At 45.2% G+C, this 22,749-nt stretch carries 21 protein-coding genes; 15 read left to right on the top strand and 6 right to left on the bottom strand.

Translation table 11 applies throughout. The features are described from left to right. Positions 1-10: 10 nt before the first annotated feature. From AC9UH7_RS06645 to AC9UH7_RS06610, 8 genes are all read left to right on the top strand, one after another. Entirely contained in the window at positions 11-424 is a 414-nt protein-coding gene (locus AC9UH7_RS06645) for a DUF5318 family protein (RefSeq protein ID WP_509596430.1), read from the top strand. Positions 425-433: 9 nt separating this feature from the next. Further along, positions 434-2,335, top strand: a complete 1,902-nt coding sequence (locus tag AC9UH7_RS06640) for a transglycosylase domain-containing protein (RefSeq protein ID WP_509596429.1) — start codon at positions 434-436, stop codon at positions 2,333-2,335. Further along, positions 2,335-3,522 carry a glycosyltransferase family 87 protein gene (locus AC9UH7_RS06635; protein ID WP_509596428.1) on the top strand — a complete coding sequence of 396 codons (1,188 nt, stop codon included), beginning with the start codon at positions 2,335-2,337 and terminating at the stop codon, positions 3,520-3,522. The genes AC9UH7_RS06640 and AC9UH7_RS06635 overlap by 1 nt, the downstream gene beginning before the upstream one ends. Before the next feature lie 92 nt (positions 3,523-3,614). Further along, positions 3,615-3,902, top strand: coding sequence for a 30S ribosomal protein S6 (gene rpsF / locus AC9UH7_RS06630; RefSeq protein ID WP_445822045.1), 288 nt, complete (start codon positions 3,615-3,617; stop codon positions 3,900-3,902). Positions 3,903-3,953: 51 nt separating this feature from the next. After that, positions 3,954-4,460, top strand: a complete 507-nt coding sequence (locus tag AC9UH7_RS06625; protein WP_509596427.1) for a single-stranded DNA-binding protein — start codon at positions 3,954-3,956, stop codon at positions 4,458-4,460. 81 nt (positions 4,461-4,541) lie between these two features. Next, a complete protein-coding gene (rpsR, locus tag AC9UH7_RS06620; protein ID WP_445822043.1) occupies positions 4,542-4,829 on the top strand; it encodes a 30S ribosomal protein S18 in 288 nt (95 codons plus the stop codon). 13 nt (positions 4,830-4,842) lie between these two features. After that, positions 4,843-5,292 carry a 50S ribosomal protein L9 gene (gene rplI / locus AC9UH7_RS06615; protein WP_509596425.1) on the top strand — a complete coding sequence of 150 codons (450 nt, stop codon included), beginning with the start codon at positions 4,843-4,845 and terminating at the stop codon, positions 5,290-5,292. A gap of 112 nt (positions 5,293-5,404) precedes the next feature. Further along, positions 5,405-7,096, top strand: a complete 1,692-nt coding sequence (locus AC9UH7_RS06610; RefSeq protein WP_509596424.1) for a metallopeptidase domain-containing protein — start codon at positions 5,405-5,407, stop codon at positions 7,094-7,096. A gap of 3 nt (positions 7,097-7,099) precedes the next feature. Here the strand turns inward: AC9UH7_RS06610 and AC9UH7_RS06605 are convergent, their stop codons facing one another. Continuing rightward, on the bottom strand, positions 7,100-7,840 hold the full coding sequence (locus AC9UH7_RS06605; RefSeq protein ID WP_509596422.1) for a magnesium and cobalt transport protein CorA: 741 nt from the start codon (positions 7,838-7,840) through the stop codon (positions 7,100-7,102). A gap of 545 nt (positions 7,841-8,385) precedes the next feature. Between AC9UH7_RS06605 and dnaB the strand changes: the two genes are divergently transcribed. Next, a complete protein-coding gene (gene dnaB / locus AC9UH7_RS06600) occupies positions 8,386-9,837 on the top strand; it encodes a replicative DNA helicase (protein WP_509596420.1) in 1,452 nt (483 codons plus the stop codon). On the opposite strand, the gene AC9UH7_RS06595 is transcribed toward dnaB, so the two are convergent. Together AC9UH7_RS06595 and AC9UH7_RS06590 are read right to left on the bottom strand one after the other, a co-directional pair. Next, positions 9,834-10,754, bottom strand: coding sequence for a DMT family transporter (locus AC9UH7_RS06595; protein WP_509596418.1), 921 nt, complete (start codon positions 10,752-10,754; stop codon positions 9,834-9,836). The two genes, dnaB and AC9UH7_RS06595, sit on opposite strands and share 4 nt — an antisense overlap. 17 nt (positions 10,755-10,771) lie before the next feature. Continuing rightward, positions 10,772-12,595 carry an acyl-CoA dehydrogenase gene (locus tag AC9UH7_RS06590; RefSeq protein WP_509596416.1) on the bottom strand — a complete coding sequence of 608 codons (1,824 nt, stop codon included), beginning with the start codon at positions 12,593-12,595 and terminating at the stop codon, positions 10,772-10,774. 94 nt (positions 12,596-12,689) lie between these two features. Here AC9UH7_RS06590 and dcd point away from each other — a divergent pair, with 94 nt between their 5' ends. The 4 genes from dcd to AC9UH7_RS06570 are packed head-to-tail and all read left to right on the top strand — an operon-like array spanning position 12,690 to position 16,020. Next, positions 12,690-13,268, top strand: a complete 579-nt coding sequence (gene dcd, locus AC9UH7_RS06585; RefSeq protein WP_509596467.1) for a dCTP deaminase — start codon at positions 12,690-12,692, stop codon at positions 13,266-13,268. 23 nt (positions 13,269-13,291) lie between these two features. Next, complete coding sequence (locus tag AC9UH7_RS06580; protein WP_509596414.1) at positions 13,292-14,563, top strand: hypothetical protein; 1,272 nt, start codon at positions 13,292-13,294, stop codon at positions 14,561-14,563. A gap of 6 nt (positions 14,564-14,569) precedes the next feature. After that, positions 14,570-15,121, top strand: coding sequence for a LemA family protein (locus AC9UH7_RS06575; protein WP_509596412.1), 552 nt, complete (start codon positions 14,570-14,572; stop codon positions 15,119-15,121). Further along, positions 15,121-16,020: a M48 family metalloprotease gene (locus tag AC9UH7_RS06570; RefSeq protein WP_509596410.1), complete on the top strand. Its 900-nt coding sequence runs from the start codon at positions 15,121-15,123 to the stop codon at positions 16,018-16,020. The genes AC9UH7_RS06575 and AC9UH7_RS06570 overlap by 1 nt, the downstream gene beginning before the upstream one ends. On the opposite strand, the gene AC9UH7_RS06565 is transcribed toward AC9UH7_RS06570, so the two are convergent. From AC9UH7_RS06565 to AC9UH7_RS06555, 3 genes are read right to left on the bottom strand one after another with little or no spacing between them, the layout of a single operon-like run. Next, positions 16,021-17,460 carry a sensor histidine kinase gene (locus AC9UH7_RS06565; protein WP_509596408.1) on the bottom strand — a complete coding sequence of 480 codons (1,440 nt, stop codon included), beginning with the start codon at positions 17,458-17,460 and terminating at the stop codon, positions 16,021-16,023. It lies immediately after the preceding gene. Positions 17,461-17,463: 3 nt separating this feature from the next. Further along, positions 17,464-18,177, bottom strand: a complete 714-nt coding sequence (locus tag AC9UH7_RS06560) for a response regulator transcription factor (protein WP_509596406.1) — start codon at positions 18,175-18,177, stop codon at positions 17,464-17,466. A gap of 56 nt (positions 18,178-18,233) precedes the next feature. Next, positions 18,234-20,279, bottom strand: coding sequence for a (Fe-S)-binding protein (locus AC9UH7_RS06555; protein ID WP_509596404.1), 2,046 nt, complete (start codon positions 20,277-20,279; stop codon positions 18,234-18,236). A gap of 165 nt (positions 20,280-20,444) precedes the next feature. Between AC9UH7_RS06555 and dnaK the strand changes: the two genes are divergently transcribed. Together dnaK and grpE are read left to right on the top strand one after the other, a co-directional pair. Further along, positions 20,445-22,271 (top strand): molecular chaperone DnaK, encoded by a 1,827-nt coding sequence (gene dnaK / locus AC9UH7_RS06550; RefSeq protein ID WP_509596402.1) that lies wholly within the window; start codon positions 20,445-20,447, stop codon positions 22,269-22,271. Continuing rightward, entirely contained in the window at positions 22,271-22,747 is a 477-nt protein-coding gene (grpE, locus tag AC9UH7_RS06545) for a nucleotide exchange factor GrpE (RefSeq protein ID WP_509596400.1), read from the top strand. Before dnaK ends, grpE begins: the two co-directional genes overlap by 1 nt. Positions 22,748-22,749: the final 2 nt, after the last annotated feature.

Below are 22,749 nucleotides of genomic sequence, written 5' to 3'. Positions count from 1 at the left end.
CTTCCTCTTAATGAAATCGCAACGAGGGTTCATCGACTATTCACTCGATAAGAGGGCCACACTGATGGCTCTATTTCGTGGAGTCGTTGATGCCTGCGACGCTGATCCATACCTAATGCGTGCTGCTAAATGGCATGGCGACAAAGTTTCGCGAAACTGTCCAGTCTGTAAAAAGGAAGAGCTTGTTGAATTGCGCTACACCTTTGGTGAGCAACTAGGCCAATACTCAGGTCGCATTAAGACTCCTAAAGAGTTGATCGCGATGGAGCGAGAATTTGGAGAGTTCACCGTATACATCGTTGAAGTCTGCAAGAACTGTTCATGGAATCACCTGTGCGCCTCATACATATTAGGTGACGGTATTGAACGAAAAGCCCCGCGCAAAGTTCGCACCTTGGAGGATGAGGATTACGCCAAGGGATAGCATTGGCAAATGGCCCGTAAATTACTGATTCGAGGAGCTGTCTTTCTAGGCGGCTTTGGATTTGTAGCAGGCTCAGTCTTGTTCGCACTGGCATATTTCACCGTTGATATCCCTGATGCCAACGCGTATGTAAATAGCCAAGCAACGATTATTCAATACTCCAATGGCGAAGAGATAGGCCGCGTTGGAACACAAAACCGGCAAATCGTTCCACTTGCAAAGATTCCACTCAATGTTCGTCACGCAGTACTGGCAGCAGAGGATCGTGGTTTTTACTCAAATAAAGCTTTTTCAATTACAGGAATCTTGCGCGCAGTCGTAAACAATTTACGAGGTGGTGCGCTCCAGGGTGGATCAACAATCACTCAGCAGTATGCAAAGACAGCCTTCTTAACTCCTAGCCGAACGATTCAGCGAAAGATCAAAGAACTTGTCATTGCAATCAAACTAGAAAACCAATTATCAAAAGATCAAATCTTTGAAAGTTACTTGAACACTATTTACTTTGGTCGCGGTTCATATGGAGTTATGACAGCTTCACAGCAGTACTTCAATCGCGATGTTGATCAATTAACAAATGCACAAGCAGCTGTTATCGCATCTATTTTGCGCTCGCCTGGTTTGTATGACCCAGCCTTTAAAGAGGGTAATGCTGAGCGCTTAGCTAACCGTTTTGAGTATGTAAAGAACAACATGATTGAAGCTGGCTGGCTAACAAAAGAAGAAGCAGCAAAAATGAAGTTACCAACGATTTTGCCGCGTGCAACATCTGGTCAACTGAGTGGGCCTAAAGGTCACATCATTGAAGCGGTTCAGAAAGAGTTAGCAAAACTTGGATTTAGCCAAGATCAATTACTTGTTGGTGGGTTAGTAATTAAGACAACCCTTGATCAAAAAGCACAGCAATCTGCTGTCGATGCAGTCAATAAGTTTTACCCTTCCAAAGCACCCGATGATCTTCGAATTGGTTTAGTTGCTATCCGCCCTGGCACTGGCGAAATCCTTGCTATGTATGGCGGCCGAGACTATTTAGAGCGCCAACTAAATGATGGAACTCAGTCAATTACCCAGGCTGGTTCAACCTTTAAACCCTTTGCTCTCGTTGCAGGGCTCGAACAAGGAATCCCTCTGACTTCAATGTGGAATGGTGATTCACCACAAACATTTGATGATGCTGGAAAACCATATGAAGTTTCCAATTATGGAAACGAAGGCTGGGGACAAATAGATCTGCTCTATGCAACAAAGCATTCTGTCAACACAATTTTCGTCCCACTTGGAATCAAAGTTGGTCCAGCAGCTGTAGTAGATGTAGCACGGCGAGCAGGAATTCCAGAGAGTGTTGCAATGATGCCAACACCTTCGATTGTTTTAGGAACTTCGAGCCCCCATGTCATCGACGTGGCAAACGCATATGCAACCTTTGCTGCGCAAGGCATTAAGTCAAAACCATTCCTTGTGAGCCAAGTGCTTGGAAGTAATAAAGGTGTTTTGTATGAAGCAACACCTCAAACCCAAGAAGTGTTTAGTAAAGATGTAATGGCTGATTTAACGTATGCGCTCAAAGGAACAATTACTGGTGGAACCGGTGCTGCTGCACTTGCACTCGGACGCCCTGTAGCTGGTAAGACTGGAACATCTCAATCAAATGCATCTGCTTGGTTTAGTGCATACACCCCGCAAATTGCAGCATCTGTTGCCCTCTTCCGTGACAATGCAACTCAATCACTCAACGGTATTGGTGGAATGACATCTGTAACCGGTGGTTCGTTCCCGGCACGTATTTGGACTCAATTCATGAAAGGCGCGTTAAAGGGCGAACCAATTATGGATTTCCCAGCACCATCAAATATCGGTGGTCTTGATCCGGTTGTAATGACATCTGGTGGAAAGCAAAAGCCGAAACCTTGATGAAAGTTAGAACACTTGTTGCTCTTGCACTATTTGCCTCACTGATTTCATTTGCAAAGTTTAGCCATTGCGAAAACACTGGCTGGGCAACGCCAGATCAATACATTCACGCTTGTTATAGCGATTTATCTGCCCTGTATGTAAGCCGTGGTTTAGATACAAATACTTGGCCATTTGCAAGCGATGAGAATAGCGTCGAGTACCCAGTCATCACAGCAATGGTTATGTATGCAACAAGTTTTGCAGCAAAATCCCCTGCTTCATACTTTAATGTAAACATCTTCTTTTTAGTTTTATTGTTTCTTGCAACAGTGATCGTTGTTAGAAAAATTCGACCTGAGTTTGCATACCTATCAGCAATAGCACCTGCAATGATTGCATCCCTGTTTATCAACTGGGACCTATGGGGAATTGCAACGATGATGCTTGCAATCTATTGGTTTGATCGCAAGCAATATCTCCATAGCGCACTCATTCTTTCGCTTTCGATTTCAACAAAGTTTCTACCAATCTTTTTACTCATCCCAATTGCATTTATCTTGTGGCGAGATACAAAATTAAAGGAACTTGTGAAATATGTTGGAGTAGTTGCAGCAACATGGCTCGCGATTAATGCACCATTTGCTCTTACTACCCCAACTGGGTGGTGGCGCTTTTTCAAGTTAAATCTTGAGCGTGGTGCAGACTGGGGTTCATTCTGGTTAGCGCTGCAACAACTTGGAGTCAATCTTACAAATCTGAACTACCTATCAATTTTGTTATTACTTATCGGACTAACCTCAATTGCAGTTTTTCTCTTTGAGTTAAAGCACACACCAACACTTGCCTCTGTTGCATTTATTGTGATGGCAGCTGTGATGGTGGCTAGCAAGGTGTATTCACCACAGTTTGTCTTGTGGTTGACGCCATTAGCTGTCATCGCGTTGATAAACAAAGAAGATCTTCACGCTTTTTGGTTGTGGCAAGCAACGGAAGTTATTTATCATGTTGCAATCTGGCAACACATCGCATCCATTACTGATGCAAAATTTGGTCTTGGACCAACCCCGTATGCGATCCTGACCCTGGTCCGCATCGCAGGCACGATCTACCTCATGGTGGTCCTGGCCAGGAGGGCCCTGAAGGGGCGAAATAAGCGTGGAAGGCTCATGGATTTACTGTTTGAGACCTCCACCGTCTACCCTTAGCACTCCGCTAAAGCTTGCTTTCTCGGAGAATTTAACCCTCCTGTCACGGAAATACCGTGGCCGTCTTAGTCCAGAGGAGGTCGGGTTAACACATGCGTCATTATGAACTTATGGTCATTCTTGATCCAGAACTAGAAGAACGCACAGTCACACCAAGCCTAGAAACATACTTGAAGATCATCAAAGACTCAGGTGGAACAGTCAACAAGCTCGACTTGTGGGGCCGTCGCCGTATGTCTTTTGAAATTCAGAAAAAAGGCGAAGGTATCTACGCAGTAATTGATATGAACTGCGAACCAGCAGCGATTAAGGAATTAGATCGCCAGCTTAATTTGAACGAATCAGTGTTACGCACAAAGGCAATGCGTCTAGACGCATAATCTTTTTTTAACACGATGCTAGGACTCCACGAGTAGAGATGAGGAAATAAAATGGCAGCAGGAGATACAACAATCACAATGATCGGCAACTTAGTTGACGATCCAGAGCTTCGTTTCACACCATCAGGTGCGGCCGTTGCAAAGTTTCGCGTTGCATCAACACCACGCTATTTAGATAAGCAAACTAATGAATGGAAAGATGGCGAGAGCCTTTTCCTTCAGTGTCAGATCTGGCGTCAAGCAGCTGAAAATGTTGCAGAGTCACTGACAAAAGGAATGCGCGTCATCCTTTCTGGTCGTCTTAAGCAACGTTCATATGAAACTAAAGAGGGCGAAAAGCGCACCGTCTTTGAGGTAGAAGTAGATGAAGTCGGTCCATCACTACGCAATGCAACCGCGAAGGTCACTAAGGCCCAGCGTTCTGCAGGTGCGAGCGGCGGATACTCTGCACCAGCTGCAGCGGATTCATTTAACGAAGACCCATGGGCAGCAGCATCATCGTCTGCGCCAGCAGGTGGTGGATGGGGAACATCCACAACTGACGAGCCACCGTTCTAAATCCAACTAACCATCCATTCCTAGTTCACTCTAAAAGTAAACGCTTTTAAAGAAAACTAGGGCCCGAAAAGGAGCACCATAATGGGAGCAAGAAATAACAAGGCTCTACGCGAGCCTAAGAATAAGAATGCAAAAGCTGCAGCCTTAAACAAGAAGTTTAAGAAGAAGCCTTGCAGCTTCTGCCAGCAGAAGGTCACATTTATTGATTACAAAGATATTGCGACACTTCGCAAGTACATTTCTGATCGCGGCAAAATCCGCGCTCGCCGCGTTACAGGTGCCTGCACACAGCACCAGCGTTCAATCGCAACAGCGGTAAAGAACAGCCGTGAAGTAGCACTACTTCCTTACACATCTTCAGCACGATAAGGGGACTAGAGATATGAAACTAATCCTTACCCGTGAAGTTGCAGGCCTAGGCGCTGCAGGAGATGTTGTAACTGTTAAAGACGGATTCGCTCGCAACTTCTTGTTGCCACGCGGAAACGCAATTGCTTGGTCACTTGGTGGAGAAAAGCAGATCGAAAGCATTCGTCGCGCGCGTTCAGCACGCGAAGTTCGCGATATCGATCATGCAAAGGAAATCAAGGCAAAACTTGAGGGCGCATCAGTAGTTACTAAGGTCAAGGTTGGCGCAAAGGGCGCACTCTTTGGTTCAGTAACTGACAAAGATGTTGCTTCAGCAATCAAGTCTGCAACTGGTCTAGATATCGATCGTCACACGATCGCTACTAAGGGCCACATCAAGAAGCTTGGCACACACGATGTGAAGATCACTTTGGGTCACAACGTGGTTGCAAAGGTTTCAGTAAACGTTGTAGCTGACAAGTAAGTATCAATAATTAGAAGGCCCGCCACCTCTGTGGCGGGCCTTTTTATTTCTATTGAGTGATTTGTGTAGTCATATGGTTGTAATTCAAGCAAATTGAGTCGACACTGAGCCCATGAAGAAGAGCCTGCTCGCACTGACGGTGGTCTTCGCGCTCCTGATTCCCATGAATGCAATAGCCGCGGTTAAAGCGGGTGCAAGCTGTAAGAAAGCAGGACAAACTTCTACCTACATGGGCAAGAAGTACACATGTATTAAAAGCGGCAAGAAACTTGTGTGGAATAAGGGTGTATTAATTCCTAAACCAACACCAACTGTGACACCGACACCGAGTGCAACACCGACACCAACTGTGACCCCAACACCAACTGCAACTCCGACAGTTACCCCTATCCCCACCCCCACCAGGACGATTGACCCCACCAGAGCTGTCCAAGGTCAGGCATGCATTCGAAACTCCGGGGATGTTGTCGGGTATAACGATCAAAAAATCTTGGTTGTTCTGATGTGCAATCAATTCGATGATAGATATTTTCCAAGACCTGGTGGCAGAGCAGTTGATCAAGACACTGGAGAAATTGCACCGCCTGTTCCGCCAAAGGGCAACGAACCAACCGTGCCGAGCGGTAATGCAGAGATAAACCCCTACGTAAAGCCACCCGTAGTTACCAGTAAGCCACTGACCGAACTCACAAGCTCGACCGCCTTTGAGGATTTAACAAGCTGTCGCTTACCTGATGGTGACCCAAACCTAACAAACATGACTGTTGGTTTTCCGTTACCACAAGGCAGAGTGAACTTTACAAAGAAAACGATAGTTCAGATTTTGCCAGTCAGTTTCTCTGATGTTACAAGTGAAACAAATCCAGGTATTGATTACAAAAAACCCATAGAAGTGATGAAGACTTTTTGGGAAAATCAATCCTTTGTTGGCACTGAAATTGAGGTCAGAACACCTTCCCAATACAAACAGCTACCCAAGAAAGTGTTGGAGTATGAACTTACTAGCGGCCTCTATGGGTTTGAGAGTAGAAAATATTCAGATTTTGTTCGCTTTGTTGTTAGTCAATATGACTCAGAAATCGATTTCACAAAAGTTGAAACAGTCGTTGTTGTATTTCCTTTAGCAACAACTCAAGAGCAAATAGGTACATGGGTTGTTGATACTCAAAACACCTTCACAACGAGTGAAGGCGCAATCTACAACTACATGTTGGCAGGTAAGGGAGTAACCAAGACTGATAGCTCTGCCTGGGTCCATGAATACGGTCACGCACTTGGACTAACAGATATGCGTTTTGTTGATCCAGTTAATTCAAATATTCAGCGACCTGAAGGACTTGGTGTTTTCGATGTTATGGGAAGTGGAAGCACAGTCCCAGAGATTTTGTTATGGAGTCGCTTCCTCATAAACGTTCTAGCCCCTAAACAAGTTCTCTGTATTTCTCAACCAAGCACAAGTACGCATTGGATTCGACCTCTGGAACAAAGAGATAGCGAATTAAAGGGATTAATCATTCCAACGGGAACTTTCACAGCAATTGCTATTGAGTCACGTCGAAGCTATGGCTGGGATTCCTTCCTATCCCCCAAGGATCAAGGTGTTTTGGTCTACACAGTAGACACTCGAGTTCCTTACAAACGCTCACCGATGCAGATTATTGCTCCCTTACGCAGCCTAGATCGCGAGTGGTACACAGATAGCGCCTTAAAGGCAGGCGAATCAGTTATCTCTAACGGTTGGAAGATCACCGTTGTTGAGTCGGGAGATTTTGGAGATGTTGTTAAAGTTGAAAAAGTTGGCTGATAACTAAAGCCATTTAGCTTTCTTGAACTTGCGATAGAGGAAACCGGTAACAATTAACAATCCCGTCAGCACCATTGGGTATCCAAATTTCCAACGTAATTCAGGCATCACATCAAAGTTCATGCCATAAATTCCAGCGACCATTGTTGGCACAGAAGCTAATGCGACATAAGAAGTAATTTTGCGCATGTCAATGTTTTGTTGCAATTGGATATGCGCTAAATCTGCCTGTAAAGCAGATGTTAATAAAGTGTCTAAACCAGCTGCAGCATCAGAGGCGCGCGACAGATGATCTAATGTGTCGCGAAAGAATGGAGTAAGTGAAGGCTCCATGTGGGGCGCACCTTCGCTTGCTAACTTTTGCAAGGGTGATAGCAAAGGATCAATTGCGTGACGAAACTCGATAACCTCGCGCTTTAAGAAATAAATATCCTCAGACTGTGTTTCTAGATTACCGTTGAATACTCGCTGTTCAACCTGCATAACATCTTGTTCAAGTTCTGCGGCAACATCTATATAGCAATCAATGCAGTGATCAATGATTGCGTGCAGTACAGCGTAGGGTCCCTTGGCAAGGTGATCTGGGTTGGCTTCTAAATAAGCACGGGTATTGGCAAGCGGTGCACCATCGCCATGTCGCACAACAACAATGTAGTGATCTCCTACGAAGCAAAAGATTTCACCTGTAGAAACCTCACTTCGTGCTTCATCGTAAAAAACTGTCTTTAGAACACAAAATTGCAAACCTGGGTAATCTTCAAGCTTTGGACGCTGCTTTGCCTAAATTGCATCTTCAATAGATAAAGTGTGAAAACGAAAATCTCCAACGATCTTTTCAAACTCTTCTTGTGTTGGTTCCGCTAAACCAACCCAAACAAAACCACCTTCTGTTTTGGCTTTTGTAATTAGCTCTGGGAGATTGGAAGGTTCGGTATAGCGAATGCCTCACGATAAAGTGCGTAGTCAACGATCATGGTTGAACTCTGCCCTAGATAGGTAAACAACTGGTGCGATCTCGCAATGTGGGATGCTCAGAAATACTTTCCTCCACAGGGCTGTGTGTATAGATATCGCCTCTGACCTGCGGTTTTAGCCTAGATGAGGGCAACCACCTGCACTTATCCACACTCGATCCACCGCTACATGCACAGGAATTAGCCCTTATCCACCCACTTACACACAGTTTGTCCCCAGGGGCAAAGGGCGTTCTTCGCGCACAAGGGGGATGAAGGCTTAAGTTACGCGCAGCAAGTAACACACTTGTCAGTGTCCTATGGGAGGTTTAACGCGTGAGCATCGCAGAACTTCCTAACAGCCGTCCCGTTCGTGCCTCCACCGTCAACTCTGTTGGAGCTGAGTTTGAACGCACACCACCACAAGATCTGATTGCAGAGCAATCTGTTCTTGGTGGAATGTTGTTATCCAAGGATGCAATTGCAGATGTAATTGAAATTATTCGTGATCGCGATTTCTATCGCCCAGCACATGAGTTAATTTATGACGCAATTATTGATTTGTATGGTCGCGGTGAACCAGCTGATGCTGTGACTGTCTCTGCAGAACTTTCTAAACGTGGCGATATTGCACGCGCAGGTGGCGCTCCTTATCTACACACACTGATCTCTTCCGTTCCAACAGCAGCTAATGCTGGTTACTACGCAAAGATTGTTCGTGAACATGCAATCATGCGCCGTTTAGTTGAAGCTGGCACAAAGATTGTTCAATACGGCTACACCACTGAAGGTGAAGTGGATGACATGGTTGACCTCGCGCAAGCTGAGGTTTATGCAGTTACTGAACGTCGTTCATCAGAAGATTATGTTCAACTTTCAACGCTACTTCCACAAGCACTTGATGAGATCGAAGCGATTTCAAAAGGAATTGGTGTTGAAGGTGTTAAGACAGGATTTAAAGATCTTGATGTGTTAACCCATGGCCTACATCCAGGTAACATGATTATTTTGGCAGCACGTCCTGCTATGGGTAAGTCAACACTCGGTCTTGATATTGCACGTCATGCATCAATTCATGATGGATTAACTTCAGTTATTTTCTCGCTTGAAATGTCAAAGAGTGAAATCACAATGCGTATGTTGTCTGCCGAAGCACGTGTTGGTCTTAACAATATTCGTTCAGGTTCTTTATCTGATGATGAGTGGTCTCGTCTTGCTCGTCGCATGGGTGAAATTTCAGAAGCTCCATTGTTTATCGACGATTCACCTAACCTTTCAATGATGGAGATCCGCGCAAAGGCCCGCCGCTTAAAGCAGCGTCACGACCTTAAACTCATTGTTATTGACTACTTACAACTGATGTCTTCAGGTAAGAAAGTTGAGAACCGTCAGCAAGAAGTATCTGAGTTCTCTCGCCAATTAAAATTGATGGCTAAAGAGCTAAACATTCCTGTTATTGCAATCTCCCAGCTAAACCGTGGACCAGAACAACGAACAGATAAGAAGCCAATGCTTTCAGATCTTCGTGAATCAGGTTCAATCGAACAAGATGCTGACGTAGTTATCTTGCTCCATCGTGATGATATGTATGACTCACAAAACCGAACCGGTGAAGCAGATTTAATTGTGGCAAAGCACCGTAACGGTCCTACTAAAACTATCACCGTCTCTGCCCAGCTTCACTATGCACGCTTCTATGACATGCCACAAAATCCAGGTAGCGGAACAGACTGGACACAACAGCGCGAAGATTCAAATACTTCACCAGAAGATAACTTCGGAGCTTAAGCAGTTTTATTGCGTGCCTGATCTGCCATATAGATACCGGCAATCACAACTGCGCCACCAAGAAGTTGAATCATGGTCCAGGTTTCTGTAAACCAAATCCAAGCAATTATGCCAACAAAAATTGGTTCAAGTAATCCAAAGGCACTTGTCGTGGATGCCTTTAAATTCTTAAGACCGTTCATTACGAGTAAATAAGGCAGGATCGTTCCGATAAGAACAACATAAAGTATCAGCACCCAACCAGGAGCGTTAGAGCCTTCAAGGGCTCCCTCAAGCGGAATTGATGTCGTAAAGACTGCAAATGGAAAGTCCCAGATTGGTAGCACTAAACACCATGCAACAGCTGCAAAGAAAAAGCCCCACATCGTGATTGATTGACTATCCCGAGAGCCAGAGAGTGACTCACCTGTGAGAAAGTAAAAGGCAAGTGCAAAAGATGCGCCGAAACTTGCGATGACACCAATACCATCAAGAGTTAACCCATCCCAAACTTGTGCAATACATGCCAAGCCAGTTAGTGCCAGCAATAAAGCCAGCCACATTTGGTTGGGCACATGCTTGCGCTTAACAACCTTTAAGTAGAGGACAATCCACACTGGAGCTGTAAATTCGATAAGCAGGGCAATACTCACATGCATCCTTGATATGGCTAGAAAGTAGAGTGCCTGGACCAAAGCAATGCCTACAACACCATATGAAATTAAGGGCAGGATCTCCGAGCGCTTAATGCGAAAGGTCTTTGGAGCTCTACTCCACAAATACAACGCCAGTATTGTGCAAGCACAAATGGCTCGAATTTGGGCTAAACGCCATGGAGTGATGTGTCCATCGAGCAATAACTTGGATGCAATGCCATTACTGGCAAACATCAAGGCAGAAAGAATCAGCAGCAGTTCACTGCGGCGAGCTTTAAGCATCTAGCAAGCGTAACTGATTAAAAGGCGCTTTCAGGGATCTCCATGATCGACCCATCAGTTGCCTCAACGATCTTACGATCTGCAGTGATGTGTGGCAGATTGTTGTGAACGAAGAACTTTGCTGCTGCAATCTTTCCTGTGTAGAAATCAGTGTCCTTGCCAGCGCTAGGTAGTTTCTCTACTGCAATATCTGCCTGGCGGAGCAATAGCCATGAAGTGATGATGTCACCAACAGCCATTAAGCAACGTGATGTGTTCAGACCTACTGTGTAAATCTTTACTGGATCAGATTGAGATTCCATTGCATGTCCTACCAACACACTAACGATTGCATTGAGGTCGCCAAGTACCTTAAGGAGTGCTTGCTTTTCTGCAGTGTGTGTTCCGCCAGCTTCTGCAAACTTCTGAATTTCTTTTCCTAACAAACCAAGTGCACGTCCACCATCTTTAACAACCTTACGGAAGAAGAAGTCAAGACCCTGAATTGCAGTTGTCCCTTCATACAAAGTATCAATCTTTGCATCGCGAACATACTGCTCAAGTGGCCAATCACGCGTAAAGCCGGCTCCACCAAATGTTTGAAGTGATTCAGTACCCAGAAGCGTCCAAGACTTTTCTGAACCGTAACCCTTAACAACAGGAAGTAATAGATCATTAAGTGCGATCATGTCTGCAGCACGATCTTTATCCCCTGAAATTTCAGCAAGTTCAATTTCATCTTGAATAGAAGCTGTGTAAAGCACTAACGCGCGCATACCTTCGCTATAGGACTTTTGGACCATCAACGAACGGCGCACATCAGGGTGCTTGATGATTGTGACGCGAGGTGAAGCCTTGTCATTCATTACCTTCATGTCACCGCCCTGCACACGTTCCTTGGCGTATGACAAGGCTTGTAGATAGCCTGTAGAAAGCGTTGCGATCGCCTTAGTTCCAACCATCATGCGAGCAAATTCAATAACTTTGAACATCTGCGCGATACCTTCGTGCACCTCACCCAACAAGTAACCAACAGCAGGTTCATGCTCTCCTAGGTTAACTTCGCAAGTTGCAGAAACATTTAGCCCCATTTTGTCTTCAAGTGCTGTTACATAAACACCATTGCGCTTACCCAATTCTCCTGTTTCAAAATCAAACATGAACTTAGGAATTAGAAATAGTGAAAGACCCTTTGTTCCTGGTCCGCCACCTTCGCGACGAGCAAGTACAAAGTGAACAATGTTGTCATAGAAGTCAGCATCTCCTGAAGTGATGTAACGCTTTGTTCCAGTGATGTGCCATGTTCCATCTGGTTGCTGCACAGCCTTTGTGCGACCTGCACCAACATCTGAACCTGCATCAGGTTCTGTTAGCTGCATCGTTGCACCCCAGTGCTTTTCAACCATGTGCTTTGCAATCTTCTTTTGCTCATCTGTTCCAAGAACATATGCAACCTGTGCGAATGCATAACCTGATGCATAGATGTGAATTGCAGGGTTTGAACCCAAAACCATTTCAGCAATAGCCCAACGCACCGATGGAGGAATCTTCATTCCACCAAGATCTACTGGAGCATCAACACGCCACCATTCACCATCAACATATGCCTTGTATGACTTCTTAAAACTTTCAGGCAAAGTAACGTTACCGGTCTCTTTGTTAAGTATTGCGCCAACGCGATCGCCTTCCACAAAAGATGCAGCTAGATCGTTTTCACATAAACGTTTTACCTCTTCAAGCATTCCCATAGTGGTATCGCGATCAACTTCACCGTATGGGTTTGTTCCCATAACTTTTTCGCGACCCAAAAGGTCAAAGAGGCAGAATTCAATGTCACGGAGGTTTGCGATGTAATGGCTCATGGGGGTAATAATGCTACCCACCAGTAACTTAATCAAGGGCATGAGCGTATTTCGCTCCCCAATCCCTCACCTTTCTACCTATAGGCTCACCGCTGTGTTACTTAGCGATCGCGATATCCGCGCAGAGATAGAGGCAGGCCGAGTCGGCTGCGAGCCTTTCCATGAAGCCATGATCCAGCCATCATCTGTCGATGTGCGCTTGGACAAGTTTTTCCGAGTTTTTGAAAACCACAAATACAGCGTCATTGATCCATCTATTGAACAGCCAGAGCTAACTCGTGAGGTTGTTGCAGAAGGCGATGAGCCCTTTATCTTGCACCCAGGTGAGTTTGTATTGGCAAGCACCTATGAAGTGATCACACTTCCTGATGACATTGCAGGACGACTCGAAGGAAAGTCTTCACTTGGTCGCCTTGGCTTACTCACACACTCAACAGCAGGCTTTATTGACCCAGGATTTAGCGGTCACATCACACTAGAGCTTTCAAACGTTGCCAATCTGCCAGTGAAGTTATTTGCAGGCATGAAAATTGGTCAACTCTGTCTCATCAAACTCTCATCTCCTGCTGAGCATCCTTACGGCAGCGAGAAGTATGGTTCTAGGTATCAAGGTCAGCGCGGCCCAACCCCAAGCCGTTCCTTCCTTAACTTTCATAGATCAAAAATTAACTAGTTTTGCTTAAAAAGGAATTTGTAATGAGCGCATTGAAACTTCGAACGCTCAGAGAAAAACTATGGGCAATCGTTGCTGCTTCATTTGTTGCACGTGTCATTATGTTTTTTGTTTTACCCAATACACCGTCATCACTTGCACCAGATGAAGGAACATATGCATCGTTAACCAAATGGATTGCAGAATCAAAACCTGCTGCAGATTTTCCAGCCTTCGGTGAAGGCCTTTATCTCTCAGGCCGATCAATCATTATTCCTTCAAGTGCTTTATATCGTATTGGCATGGACGAACTTGATGCTGTCAGATTGATATCTTCAATTTACGGCTTTTTAAGCCTAGTTCTATTGACTTTTTTCGCTCTAAAGTTGCTTAACACGAGAGATGATTTAAGTAAGTTCAATTCTCGCTTACTTCTTCTGTTCTTTACGGTTTTCGCTTTTCTACCAAGTCATTTTGTTTGGTCGACCTTAGGTTTACGCGAAGGCCCAAATGAGTTTTGGGTGTTGTTGTCATTAACTTCAGCTTTTGTGATCTTCCACTTGAAGACACGTTTTCAACCGTTAGTGTATTTAGCGCTCTTTGCTTCAATAGTTATGTGTTTCAGTACAAGACCACAAGTGGGGTTGGTGTTAGGTGTTGGTTTACTGATCTATCTCGTTACACGGATTAAGCAAGCTAAGTCCCTGCTTGCCATTGCCGCGGTTCTATCGGGAGTATTTCTCGGAAGCATTGCTACCAGTGGAAATTCTGGAGTTTCAATTGTGGAAGACCCAGGAGTGGTAATCACCATGGTGGATGGGATTCCTACTAGACATACCGGAAACCAAGTAGCTGCTGCTTCGGTAATTGAAACACCCAACTGCCCTCTGTCTCAAAATTCTTTAGTGTCGACAGCCCCAAGTCGTGTTGATACTTACGCTTGCATTATCTGGAGAGCCCCCTATATGACTTCTACTTTCCTTTTAAGACCATTCATTATTGGAGATGTCACCAGTACTTCCAGCGCAATTGCAGCGACGGAAAATCTAATTTGGCTTCTAGCCTTTGGGTTAATCGCTTTCTTGATAGTTAAGCGCCGAGGGATTCCAAGATTTAATCAGCTAGCACCCTCATTGATTTTCTTCTCCTTGTATGTAGTAGGTGCTGGGGCGTATGAAGGAAATATGGGCACAGCCTTTAGGCATAAATCACTAATTCTCTGGGTAGTTCTGGCACTGCTCCTGAGCCTGCTCTGGAGAAACTCTCAGCCTCCAACGCCGGACGCTAGGAATAAAACGGCAGAAAGCGCGGTTTAATTAGTCATGGAAATAATCATTGTTGTTGGTGTCATCGCTCTTATCGCTGTCTTTATCGTCTCTCAATACAACCGTCTTATTCGGTTAAACATCACAGTAGATGAAGCATGGTCACAGATTGAGGTTCAGTTAAAGCGTCGTGCTGATCTAATTCCTAACTTGGTAGAAACAGTTAAGGGATATGCAACCCACGAACAATCAACATTTGATGCAGTAGTTACCGCTCGTGCAAAGGCAACAACAGCTTCTACTGTTGCAGATACGGCAGCAGCAGATGGAATGCTGACACAAGCACTACGAGGACTACTTGCAGTTGCTGAGGCATATCCAGATCTAAAAGCATCTGCAAACTTTTTGTCACTTCAAGAAGAGCTCTCAACCACTGAAAACAAAGTTTCATTTGCACGTCAGTTCTATAACGACAACGTGCGCTCGCTCAATACCGCTGTAAAGACCATACCAAGCAGTCTTTTTGCTGGTCTTGCAAAGGTCACAGAGCGCGAATTTTATGAGGTTGAAAACCCTCAAGATCGTAACGTTCCAAACGTTAAGTTCTAATGAACTTTAGAACGATGCAAGCGGCTAACCGCCGCAAAACAATTGGTTTGCTTGTTGGCATGGGTGTTTTGGTGTGGCTGGTTGTCTATGCCGCATTAACATACTTTGGAACATCAACAGCAGGAATAGTTCCAATTGCTGTTGGTATTGCATTAGTTTCTGTGTGGGGTTCCTATTACGGTTCCGACAAATTAGTGTTAACAATGACTGGTGCAAAGTTAATTCAAGAATCTGACAACCCAAAGCTTTTTGATTTAATCCATGAAGTAGTAATTGCTTCCGGCTTACCTATGCCTAAGGTTGCAATCGTTATTGACAGCGCGCCAAATGCCTTTGCAACAGGTCGAAACCCCGAGCATGCACTCATTGCCTTCACAACAGGCATCTTGGATGCAATGGATAGGGATCAACTACAAGGTGTCATTGCCCATGAGATGGCACATGTGGCAAACCGCGACACTTTAGTCAGCGCAGTTGCGGCAACAACAGCAGGTGCGATTGCGATTTTATCTGACATGTTGACCCGCATGATGTGGTTTGGCGGAGGCAGAGATCGCAACCGTGAAGGCGGCGGCAATCCGCTACTTTTAGTTGTCTCACTTGTCATTCTTATTTTGGCACCGTTAGCAGCGATGATGCTTAAATCTGCAATTTCACGCAAGCGTGAATCTTTAGCTGATGCAACTGCTGTTGCCTTCACAAGAAACCCTGCAGGACTGCGTTCTGCTCTAGAGGTATTGGCTGCAGATTCGACCGTTGTGCAACAACGTTCAACTGCTGTTGCACATATTTGGATTGAATCACCGCTCGATGCAAAATCTGTTTCAAAACTATTCTCTACCCACCCACCGATTGCAGAGCGAATCGCTGTTCTTAAATCTATGGAGTCTTTGGGCTAACTAGGCTTTGAAATGCAGCGTGAAAGTAGCGCCATTACCTGGTTCTGAGGCTACTGAGACTTCCCCGCCATGTGCCTTCATGACCTCATCGACAATTGAGAGCCCAAGACCACTGCCATCACTGCTGTTGCGCTGGCGAGAGGTGTCAACGCGATAGAAGCGCTCAAAAATATGCTGTTGATCTTGTGCAGTAAGCCCCGGACCATTATCCGCAACTGTTACATATGTTCCATTGTCATCTGAGTAGGTCGCAACATGTATCGCAGTTCCTGCAGGAGTATGTGCACGAGCATTTGCCAGCAAGTTAGTAACAACCTGATAGATCTTGTCAGCATCCCCTTGTGTGTGAACATCATGGGCCACATCTGAAGTAATTGGATGTTCCGGTCCGGCAGCTTGTGCAGATAACACCGCTTCTCTAACAAGAGTTGAAAGATCAACATCTTCCATCACTATCTCACGAGACTGATCCATCCGAGCGAGCAATAGAAGATCTTCAACAAGTGATCCCATTCGTATTGATTCTTTTTCAATACGTGAGATTAATTCTTTTGTCTTTTCACCTTCTGGGACCGCGCCTTGGCGATGTAGTTCTGCAAATCCACGAATAGAGGTCAACGGTGTGCGCAGCTCATGACTGGCGTCTGCAACAAAACGACGCAGTTTGTTTTCAGTTTCCGTGCGAGCTGTAAAAGATTCTTCAATACGCGAAAGCATCTGGTTAAGCGAAGTACTCAATCGTCCTACTTCAGTATCTGGTTCAAAGTTTTCAAGACGGGCAGACAGATCACCAGCAGCAATCTTTTCAGCTGTTGCTTCAATCTTTGTCAGTGGTTTCATACCGATTTTGATTACTTGACGGGAAGCAAATGCGATAAACAAAAGCACAAGACCGCCAATAATGAGAAAGACAACACCAATTCTCTGAGTGGTCTTATCAAATTCACTTAAGGATTGCGCAACGATTACCGAACCAAGAGATGATGGTAGAACTGTGGTTGCAACACGAAAATCAGATCCTGGAGCCTCAATAGTAAAAGGCTCAGAACCAAAGGCTGCAACCTCTCCCGGCAGTAAGCCCATCACATATTCAGTGACCTGGTTGGAGTTTAGGTCCCCACCGATGCCACCGATTAGATTGCCGAAAGGATCTAAGACAGTTACAGAAATGGATGTTGGAACTCGATTGAGTGGCGTTGCCGCTCTCTCTGTTCGTGGACGATCATCATCATCCTCATCACGAGCAATACCTGCTTGATCAAGACGATCAGCAGTGCCACTCACAACGCTGAGTAATTGTTCATCAACCTGATTAATTAAATAATCTTTCAATAAAGCTTGTGCACCAAAACCTGCACCTAAAAAACCGAATGCCGAAAGAACAAGTACGCCAACCGTTAATCGATTACGCAGACTTGAGTTGGCATACGGGCTCTTCATACTTTACTTAGGCGGCATTCTTAAACGATAGCCAACACCGCGCACTGTGTGGATCAATGGTGGATCAAAGGAATCCACTTTCTTGCGAAGATATGAAATATAGGTTTCAACAATTCCCATATCTCCACGGAAATCGTATTGCCACACATGATCAAGAATCTGTGCTTTTGAAACAACGCGATCAGCGTTAATGATTAAGTAGCGAAGTAAGGCAAACTCTGTTGGTGAAAGATCTAGCATTTGACCAGCACGACGAACTTCATGTGTTGCCTCATCTAATTCAAGATCAGCAAAACGCATTCTTTCATCGTCGATTTCAATCTGATCTACACCTGTGCGACGGAGAAGTGCGCGCAGACGAGCAACAAGTTCTTCCAGTGAAAATGGCTTAGTCATGTAATCATCGCCGCCAAGAGTTAAACCCTTAACTTTGTCTTCCATGCCATCTTTTGCTGTTAGAAATAAAACGCCGGTATCGACGCCTTCGTTGCGAATCTTCTTACACACTTCAAAGCCATCTAGATCAGGCAACATGACATCTAGAACCATCGCATGTGGCTTGAAATCTTCTGCTACACGTAGAGCCTCGGCACCGTTAGCTGCGGTGCGGACATCAAAGCCAACAAATCGAAGGCTGGTAGAAATTAACTCGCTGATGCTGGGTTCATCATCAACGACAAGAATGCGTTGTGCGGTCTTTTCTGAAGTAGTAGTCATGGCTAGAGAATGCTCTCATAGCCTTAAAGTTAACTGAGAATGGGTGGAATTTACGCCTAATTCTCTTTGACGCTACGCAGCAAAACCTGCGCAACATCAAAGACTTCCACAGCTGACTCTTTGGCGTTCATACCATCCGAGGTCATGACGCGGCAGAAGGGACAGGCAACAGCCAACTCAGTAGCACCGGTATTGATCGCCTCTTCAACACGGTTGATATTGATACGAGTACCAATTTTCTCTTCCATCCACATACGTCCACCACCTGCGCCACAACAAAATGATCGTTCCTTGTTACGTGGCATTTCAGTTAGATCAGCACCTGTTGCTTCCAGAATTTCGCGCGGTGGTTGGTAGATCTCGTTATGACGACCGAGGTAGCAAGGATCGTGATAGGTCATTGCAGTATGTGACATCTTGATTGGAATCAAACGCTTCTCACGAAGTAATTGATTTAGAAGTTGTGTGTGGTGAACCATTTCAAGTTCAAAGCCTTGCTGGCCATAATCGCGACCGATTGTTGTAAAGCAATGAGGACAGGTAACAACAACTTTCTTCTTGCCCTTTGGACGATCTCCAAATGTCTCTTTAAATGTTTCAATATTCTCACGTGCCAGAATTTGATACAAGAACTCATTACCAGCACGACGTGCTGGATCTCCCGTGCAAGTCTCTTTCTTGCCTAGAACAGCAAAGTTAACTCCCGCCATATACAAAAGTTCTGCAACAGCTTTTGTTGTTTTCTTTGCCCGTTCTTCATATGCACCAGCACAACCCACCCAGAATAAATACTCAACATCATCAGGTAATTGACCTTCAATGACATTGACCGGGAAATCACACTCTGCAATCCAAGCTTCACGATCTGTGCGATTAGCTCCCCATGGGTTACCGGTCTTTTCAAGATTTCTAAATGTTCCACCAAGTTCAGATGGAAACTCTGATTCAACTAAAACTTGGAAGCGACGCATGTTAACGATGTGATCAATGTGCTCAATATCAACTGGGCATTCATTAACGCAGGCACCACATGTTGTGCAGGACCAAAGGACATCTAAACTGATTGGTGAATTCTCACCAACAAGTGCCTCATTTTCAACGGTTTTAGCAAAGGCATGATCGCGCATAGCCATGATCAAAAGCTTTGGTGACAATGGTTTTTCTGTGTGCCACGCAGGACATTGTGATTGGCAGCGACCGCATTCAGTACACGATGTCATATCCAACAATCCCTTCCAGGATATGTCAGCCCGTGTGCCTAAACCAAAGACATCATCATCTTTTGGATCTTCAAAGTTAATTTCTTCCCCGTGTGACAACATCGGAGGTAGTGCGCCTAATGATGACTTTCCATCTGCGTTACGACGGTAGAAGATGTTAAATGGAGCTAAGAATCGGTGCCAGGCAATACCCATCGTCAAATTTGTGGCAATAACAATAAACCAAGTCATTGAGCCAACGATTTTGATGGTTGCCACAATCTGGATCCACATTGTTATCTCTGACAGTGTCATTGCTTTAAACATGTCGGCAATAAACCAGGTGGTGATGTAATGGCGATTCCAGGCCATTTCGTTTGAGAGCGCACCTTCAAGGCCACGCAATGCGATTACACACACCACAATTAAAACGATGGTGAATTCAACGTAGTAAGCCTTGGCCATACCAGAGCCAGCAAAACGGGAACGCTTATTGCGCAATCTGGTTACTTGGCGAATACCAATCAAAGCGACGATACCAATTCCAGTTGACCACGCAACCAACTCAGTGATGTATTCATATACCCACATGTGCCCAATAATTGGCAAGGCAAATCTAGGATTAATTAATTGTCCATATGCGGTAATCAAAGTTCCAAAGAGTGCGAAGAAGCCAATCATCACAAACCAGTGAGCAAAACCAACAACTGTAAAGTTCAACATCTTTGTGTGACCAAAGACCTCGCGCGCTGCCATACGCAACCGCTGCAACTTGTCGTTACTGCGCGTTGAATCAGGTTGACCCTTCTTATAGATACCGATCAGTGCTTTTGTCCGGACGGCAAGAAGAATGAGAGCTATGAGTGTGATGCCATAGGAAAGGCCTGCGAGTGCGAGGTTCATGGGGGTAAGGCTAGCCAGCCCAGGCTGGAATAAAGAGGAAGGGTTCTGTGTTCAACTAGATAGAAACCTGAGTCGCGGCGACTCAACCTTTTGAGTACAATCGACTCAGGTTCAACAATCCTCGACCCTAGATCAGGCTCGAGAGGGACAAAAGGAGCACACATAATGGCTAGAGCAGTCGGAATCGACCTCGGTACAACAAACAGCTGCGTATCCGTCCTTGAAGGTGGCGAGCCAACAGTTATCGCCAACGCAGAAGGTGCGCGCACAACCCCATCCATCGTGGCCTTTGCCAAAAATGGCGAGGTTCTTGTTGGTGAAGTGGCAAAGCGTCAATCAGTGACAAACGTCGAACGCACAATCCGTTCCGTGAAGCGTCACATGGGTACTAACTGGACTATCGATATTGATGGCAAGAAGTACACATCACAAGAAATTTCAGCACGCGTGCTACAAAAACTAAAGCGCGATGCAGAAGCATATTTGGGCGAGACAGTAACTGATGCGGTTATTACCGTGCCCGCTTACTTTAATGATGCCCAACGTCAAGCAACAAAAGAAGCTGGTGAAATTGCCGGTCTCAACGTTCTTCGCATCATCAACGAGCCAACTGCTGCAGCGCTCGCATACGGTCTTGATAAGGCAGACAAAGAACAAACAATTCTTGTCTTTGACCTCGGTGGTGGAACATTTGACGTTTCACTATTGGAAATCGGCGATGGTGTTGTTGAAGTGAAGGCAACTAACGGCGATAACAATCTAGGTGGAGATGACTGGGATCAAGCACTTGTTGATCACCTAGTACAAACATTTGGATCTGCAAATGGAATTGATTTAACAAAAGACAAGATGGCAATGCAACGTGTTCGTGAAGCTGCTGAAAAAGCAAAGATCGAACTTTCTTCTTCACAATCTGCATCAGTCAACCTTCCATACATCACAGTTGATGCTGAAAAGAATCCACTGTTCATGGATGAAACAATTACTCGGGCACAGTTCCAGCAGTTAACCGCCGGATTACTTGAGCGTTGCAAGAAGCCATTCCTGGCAGTTCTTAAGGATGCTGGAATTCCTATCGATAAGATTCATTCAGTAGTACTTGTTGGTGGATCAACTCGTATGCCAGCAGTTGTCGAATTAGTGAAAGAGTTAACCGGCGGAAAAGAACCAAACAAGGGTGTTAACCCTGATGAGGTTGTTGCAGTTGGTGCATCTCTTCAAGCTGGTGTTTTAAAGGGTGAAGTAAAGGATGTATTGCTCCTAGACGTTACTCCGCTGTCACTTGGCATCGAAACCAAGGGTGGCGTAATGACACGTCTAATTGAGCGAAACACAACAATCCCAACAAAGCGCAGTGAAGTATTCACAACAGCAGATGACAATCAGCCTGCTGTGCAGATTCAGGCATACCAGGGCGAACGTGAAATGGCTGCTTACAACAAGAAGCTAGGAATGTTCGAACTAACAGGTCTGCCACCAGCACCACGTGGAGTGCCACAAATCGAAGTTACATTCGACATCGATGCAAACGGAATTGTTCATGTATCTGCAAAAGATCTAGGAACAGGTAAAGAGCAGAGCATGACTATCACTGGCGGATCTGCATTGTCTAAGGAAGAGATCGAGCGCATGATGGCCGATGCTGAATCACACGCTGAAGAAGATCGTCAGCGCAAAGAAGAAGCAGAAATCCGCAACGCAGGCGATTCACTTCTTTACTCAACTGAAAAGTTCATCAAGGACAACGAAGAGAAGTTGTCACAGGGTGATTCACTTGAGAAGAAGACAGAGACAGAAGCAGCCTTAGCAGAACTTAAGACCGCACTCGGTGGTTCAAACTACGAAATGATTAAGTCAGCAACTGAAAAGGTAGCAACAGTTAGCCAGGCACTTGGTGCAGCGTTATATGCAGCAGGAGCAGCTGAAGCCGATGCAACACCTCAAGAAGATGGTGTTGAAGACGCTGAAGTAATTGAAGAAGAACAAAAGTAATGTCAGAGGAAACTACCGAACAAGTAGTAGAAGAAGTTGTTGAGCCGGGTCAGGAAACTGACCCGGTTGCAACACTGACCGCGGACCTGCAACGACTACAGGCAGAGTATGCAAACTACCGAAAGCGTGTAGAACGCGATCGCGCCGTTGCACATGAAAGCGCAGTCGGTGCTGTCTTAACAGAGTTGTTGGCACTCCTTGATGACGTTGACAGAGCTGAGGCACATGGGGAGTTATCTGGTGGCTTTAAAGCGGTGGCAGACCAGCTAAATTCAATAGTTTCACGCATTGGCCTTGAAAAATATGGGACAGAAGGTGAAGCCTTTGATCCACAGATACATGAAGCACTGATGCATGATGAATCTGCAGATGTTGAAGTACCAACAGCTTCAAAGATTTTGCAATCTGGATATAAATACAAAGAACGAATTCTGCGACCTGCAAGAGTTGCAGTAACAGATCCAGCGGGAGCGTAATT

Source organism: Candidatus Planktophila sp. (assembly GCF_044348745.1).
Classification (GTDB): domain Bacteria; phylum Actinomycetota; class Actinomycetes; order Nanopelagicales; family Nanopelagicaceae; genus Planktophila.
Note: the sequence above shows the minus strand (reverse complement) of the source record. Positions and strands in the feature narration are given on the sequence as shown.

Bases quoted from the DNA above. Each gene is read 5' to 3' on its own strand.
- rplI (WP_509596425.1), top strand. From the start codon at position 4,843: ATGAAACTAATCCTTACCCGTGAAGTTGCAGGCCTAGGCGCTGCAGGA.
- AC9UH7_RS06590 (WP_509596416.1), bottom strand. From the start codon at position 12,595: ATGAGCCATTACATCGCAAACCTCCGTGACATTGAATTCTGCCTCTTT.
- AC9UH7_RS06635 (WP_509596428.1), top strand. From the start codon at position 2,335: ATGAAAGTTAGAACACTTGTTGCTCTTGCACTATTTGCCTCACTGATT.
- AC9UH7_RS06570 (WP_509596410.1), top strand. From the start codon at position 15,121: ATGAACTTTAGAACGATGCAAGCGGCTAACCGCCGCAAAACAATTGGT.
- AC9UH7_RS06555 (WP_509596404.1), bottom strand. From the start codon at position 20,279: ATGAACCTCGCACTCGCAGGCCTTTCCTATGGCATCACACTCATAGCT.
- AC9UH7_RS06595 (WP_509596418.1), bottom strand. From the start codon at position 10,754: ATGCTTAAAGCTCGCCGCAGTGAACTGCTGCTGATTCTTTCTGCCTTG.
- AC9UH7_RS06580 (WP_509596414.1), top strand. From the start codon at position 13,292: ATGAGCGCATTGAAACTTCGAACGCTCAGAGAAAAACTATGGGCAATC.
- rpsR (WP_445822043.1), top strand. From the start codon at position 4,542: ATGGGAGCAAGAAATAACAAGGCTCTACGCGAGCCTAAGAATAAGAAT.
- grpE (WP_509596400.1), top strand. From the start codon at position 22,271: ATGTCAGAGGAAACTACCGAACAAGTAGTAGAAGAAGTTGTTGAGCCG.
- AC9UH7_RS06575 (WP_509596412.1), top strand. From the start codon at position 14,570: ATGGAAATAATCATTGTTGTTGGTGTCATCGCTCTTATCGCTGTCTTT.
- AC9UH7_RS06625 (WP_509596427.1), top strand. From the start codon at position 3,954: ATGGCAGCAGGAGATACAACAATCACAATGATCGGCAACTTAGTTGAC.
- rpsF (WP_445822045.1), top strand. From the start codon at position 3,615: ATGCGTCATTATGAACTTATGGTCATTCTTGATCCAGAACTAGAAGAA.
- AC9UH7_RS06565 (WP_509596408.1), bottom strand. From the start codon at position 17,460: ATGAAGAGCCCGTATGCCAACTCAAGTCTGCGTAATCGATTAACGGTT.
- AC9UH7_RS06640 (WP_509596429.1), top strand. From the start codon at position 434: ATGGCCCGTAAATTACTGATTCGAGGAGCTGTCTTTCTAGGCGGCTTT.
- dnaK (WP_509596402.1), top strand. From the start codon at position 20,445: ATGGCTAGAGCAGTCGGAATCGACCTCGGTACAACAAACAGCTGCGTA.
- AC9UH7_RS06560 (WP_509596406.1), bottom strand. From the start codon at position 18,177: ATGACTACTACTTCAGAAAAGACCGCACAACGCATTCTTGTCGTTGAT.
- AC9UH7_RS06610 (WP_509596424.1), top strand. From the start codon at position 5,405: ATGAAGAAGAGCCTGCTCGCACTGACGGTGGTCTTCGCGCTCCTGATT.
- AC9UH7_RS06645 (WP_509596430.1), top strand. From the start codon at position 11: ATGAAATCGCAACGAGGGTTCATCGACTATTCACTCGATAAGAGGGCC.